This is a genomic window from Acetatifactor aquisgranensis, from assembly GCF_943193215.1.
In the GTDB taxonomy this organism is placed as follows: Bacteria; Bacillota; Clostridia; order Lachnospirales; family Lachnospiraceae; genus Acetatifactor; species Acetatifactor aquisgranensis.
Map to the genome: position 1 here is coordinate 1 of NZ_CALPDH010000078.1, position 4,159 is coordinate 4,159.

A 4,159-nucleotide genomic window follows, 5' to 3' on the forward strand; every position below is an offset into this window, starting at 1 on the left:
CTTATCCTTAAGACATTTTTATCCCCATCTTTTTGAAACTGCCCGTATCCTTGGTGTTTAAGTACAAAAAGATGAGGATAAAAATCAATCCGTATGCCATCATATAATCACCATTACAAATTTGGAGGTGATTTTATGATTAAGCGCTACAATGACTATGTCCAAGAGATGGTCAATCTCATGGTCGAAAGCGGTTTTGGCGAGTATGGAAGAACTGCCCGTAAACGCTGGTATGAAGCTTTTGGCCGCTATTTATCAGAGGCCGGACTTGTATACTCTGATGAAAATGTTTCAAAATGGCTTGAGGAGGTGGTAAAACCGGCAAATACCAGACAACAATACCATGTGACTGCAAGGTATATGGAACAGCTCCGGGAATTCATCCGCACAGGGGAAATACGGATCGAGAATCTCCTTTTGGTGAAGCCTGACCACGATAAGCTGCCCCCGGAGATACGGAGCACTCTCGATGAATATCTTGCTTCCCGCGAACCGGATTACAGCCCGGAATCTATGCGTCTTGCAAAACTGCACACGGCCAACTTCCTTTTGCGGCTCTGCGCAGAAGGGATGATGAGAATGGAGATGCTCTCCTATGAAATGCTGGCGGCAGTATTCCGGAGCCGTTGGAACGTTACTCCAGAACAAAGATCGGTGATCCTGAGCCATGGCCGCCAACTGCTTGGCTTTCTTCATGAAAAGCATGGTTTCCGGCGGGGATTCTCCATTCTGTTAGAAGATTCCGTGTTCCAGTATGCATATGTCCCCGGATTGTCCGATGATGCCGTCATGACGGAGCTGCTGCGTCTGAGCCGTGAGCACTCTGTCTGCACTACGGAAGAAATGTATCCCATGATCGCCCGGTTTGCGGACGGGTACAGTGACAGAGGGTATTCCTACACCATGATCAAGAGGGTTACCCATACCCTCCGGTGTCTGTATGTTTTTCTGGATATGCATGGTCTGGACTACTGCCCGGAAGTTTCATGGGAATGGTACACGCTGATCGGAGACAGGATAGGCCGTAACCGCCGGGCGTGGAAGCGTGTACTGGCTCTTTTTGGCAGCTTTGCCGCAGACAGGGAAATACGCTTCCATAAAAACTGTGGGATGACGTCCGCCCAGGAGAAGCGTATGGGGCATTACCCGGCATGGTGTGCGGACGCGGTCAACGGATATGTGGATTGGCTTGCACGCAGTTTCCATAGAGAGTCAACTGTTCAGAACTATAGATACGGCGTCTGGAGTTTATGCGACTACCTTCTGGCCTGCGGCATAAATGGCTTTGGGGACATTACTCCGCAGATGCTTAGGGAATATATAGCCCAGGATCATCACGCCACGTTGAAAGGGCGTTCCACGAGGATAACCATTGTAAACCAGTTCCTGTGGTATGTAGAAACGGGCATCCTTGGAGAGGAAAAGAAACTCTATACCGTGCTCACGGCCGGCACTGCGAAATCTGTGACGGTGCCGGTGGTCCTGACCGATGATGAAGTGAAGCGCATCTATACATACAGGGCAGGATGCCGTACCGGTATCGAACTGCGTAATGCCGCCATGCTGATGCTGGGCCTGCGCCTTGGCTTCCGGGCAAGTGATGTGGTCAACCTCAAGATCGAAGATATAGACTGGAAGCAGCGCAGGATATCGATCATACAGGAAAAAACAAAGCACCCGCTCGTCCTGCCACTATCCATCGATGCAGGAAATTCCCTGTATTCCTATCTGAGCTCATCCAGGCCGAAAGCAGAAGATAACCACGTTTTCATCCGGCACAAAGCGCCTTTCGGCAGGCTCACGATAAAAAGCTGTGAGAACGCCTTCAAAGCTGCGCTTCCGGAAATGGCGGACAGGCCTGGCGTGAGCTTCCACACCTTGAGGCGTACCTTTGCGACCGGCATCCTGCGGAACAATGCGGGCATGGATGCTGTCATGGATGCGCTGGGGCACCACGACAACTCGACTGTTGTAAAATACCTTTCTTTTGATGACGAACGGATGATGGAATGCCCATTGTCATTAAGCGGCATTGCCGTGGAAGGAGGTGCCTTATGACGCTTGATACTTATGAATTCAGCAGTTGTTTTGCGCCATACATCGAGGGGCTGATCCAGCGTAAGCATGAGGAAGGTTTCCTTTTTAACAGCGCAAGACATATCCTGATAAGCTTTGACCGCTTCTGTATCCGGAATGGGTATCATACTCCGGTGGTCACAAAAGAAATCTCAAGCGAATGGGGGATGCAGAGAAGCGGGGAAGGCAGAGCCTATCTCGGGAACAGGATGTCCGCCCTGCGCCAGCTGTCATTATATATGGCTTCCCTTGGGATCGACTGCTATATCCCGGCAAAGTTCTCGGCAAAAAGCAAAACATTGGCCTATGTCCTCAACGAGGATGAGGTCAGGAGTTTTTTCAGGGAACTGGACAGCTACCAGCCTGCCATCCGGGGAACCCGCTTCGAAAGGCTGGCCATGGAATACAGGGCAATCTACAGGCTTATTTTCTGCTGCGGCCTCAGGGTGTCGGAAGCAAGGCTGTTGAAACGGTCGGATGTGGACCTGTCTGCCGGGAAGGCGGAAGCCATGATAAAACAGTCAAAGGGCCGTAAGGACAGGGTGGTTTTCATAGCGGATGATGTTGCAGGCCTTTGTTCCGAATGTATAAACATCCTGCAGGAACGGTACGGTATTTACTCCGAATACCTTTTCCCGGCAGGTGATCCTGAAAAACCATTCAGGGCGGCTTCCCTGAATGCGAAATTCAAGGAGATCTGGTCACGGACACCATACGCCAGGCCCGGCTGCAGACAGCCGACGATACATTCCCTGAGACATAGTTTTGTCGTCATAAGGATGAACAAGTGGATGGAGGAAGGGAAAAACCTAAATGCGATGATGCCCTATCTGAGTGCTTACCTTGGCCATACAAGTCCGCAGGATACCTTTTATTACTACCACCAGATTGAATCCTCATTCCGGATAATAAGGAAGAAAGATATCTCTTCCGGCAGCATAATACCGGAGGTGGGCGGCTATGAGTGAGAGGAACGGTTTCCGCAATGATTTGTTTTTTTCAAGGACAAACGATTTTCTGAATATTTATCTGCCATCGCAGGCGGTAAGAAGTGCCTGCACGGTAAAAACCTATCTTGACGGTCTGACGGTTTTCCGCAGGTATGTCACGGACACAAGGAAAATATCCATGAAGAAGTTCCGTTTTTCCGACTGTACACACGATTTTCTGCTCGACTTCATGGCCCATCTCAGGGACAGGGGCTGTAAGGAAAGCACCTGCAACAACCGGCTTGCCGCTGTGAAATCCTACTTATGGTATGCGGCGGATGGGGATGTGTCTCTGCAGAGTATAGCCCTTGGCGCATCCCGGGTCCCGTTCATGAAGGAAACGAAGCCCATCAGGGAGACCATTCCGGACGGGGCATGCGCCGCAATGCTCGCAGCTCCCAACCTGCAGAAGAAAAATGGCCTGCGGGATATGGCGATCATGGTACTTCTCTATGATTCGGCAATGAGGGTATCCGAACTCCTCGGGCTGACACTGTCATCATTATATCTTGATGCGGCTATCCCCTATGTGCGTATCCATGGGAAAGGAGATAAGGAACGGATTGTATCTCTGACAGATAAAACTGTCGCGCATCTGCGGACATATCTCTCAAGGTTCCATGTTGAGGGGTGTCCGGACAAGCCGCTGTTCTACACGGTGATAAAAGGCCACCTGTCGGCTATGTCATCCGGGAATGTGGAACGGATCATCACCAAATATGCCGATCAAGTCCGGAAAGAACATCCGGAAATGCCAAGGCGGCCTGGGCCGCATATGCTGAGGCGCACGCGGGCGACAGGTCTCTATCAGGACGGCGTTGAGCTTGAACTGGTTTCAAGGATACTGGGCCACTCATCGACCCAGACAACGAGGATATATGCTACGCCATCAATGAAAATGATGCAGGAAGCGATGGGAGGGAGTATTGGAGGTATGCCTGAGGAAGAACCCCTTTGGACAGACAATGAGGACGAGCTGGCAAGGATTTGTGGTCTGAGATGAATTTTTATCCTTATCTTTTTGTGTTTAAACACCAAGGATACGGGCAGTTTCAAAAAGATGGGGATAAAAATATCTTAAGGATAAGCAAGTT

Annotated in this window: 3 protein-coding genes; all 3 read left to right on the forward strand. The window is 50.3% G+C overall.

Translation table 11 applies throughout. From position 1 onward, the window contains the following. Window positions 1–135: 135 nt before the first annotated feature. From NFS35_RS28570 to NFS35_RS28580, 3 genes are read left to right on the forward strand one after another with little or no spacing between them, the layout of a single operon-like run. Window positions 136–2,058 (forward strand): tyrosine-type recombinase/integrase, encoded by a 1,923-nt coding sequence (locus tag NFS35_RS28570; RefSeq protein ID WP_251210340.1) that lies wholly within the window; start codon window positions 136–138, stop codon window positions 2,056–2,058. Further along, complete coding sequence (locus tag NFS35_RS28575) at window positions 2,055–3,044, forward strand: tyrosine-type recombinase/integrase (protein ID WP_251210341.1); 990 nt, start codon at window positions 2,055–2,057, stop codon at window positions 3,042–3,044. Before NFS35_RS28570 ends, NFS35_RS28575 begins: the two co-directional genes overlap by 4 nt. Further along, window positions 3,037–4,068: a tyrosine-type recombinase/integrase gene (locus tag NFS35_RS28580; protein WP_160259039.1), complete on the forward strand. Its 1,032-nt coding sequence runs from the start codon at window positions 3,037–3,039 to the stop codon at window positions 4,066–4,068. The genes NFS35_RS28575 and NFS35_RS28580 overlap by 8 nt, the downstream gene beginning before the upstream one ends. The last annotated feature ends 91 nt before the right edge of the window (window positions 4,069–4,159 follow it).

Coding starts and splice junctions, on each gene's coding strand:
- NFS35_RS28575 (WP_251210341.1), top strand. CDS start 2,055: ATGACGCTTGATACTTATGAATTCAGCAGTTGTTTTGCGCCATACATC.
- NFS35_RS28580 (WP_160259039.1), top strand. CDS start 3,037: ATGAGTGAGAGGAACGGTTTCCGCAATGATTTGTTTTTTTCAAGGACA.
- NFS35_RS28570 (WP_251210340.1), top strand. CDS start 136: ATGATTAAGCGCTACAATGACTATGTCCAAGAGATGGTCAATCTCATG.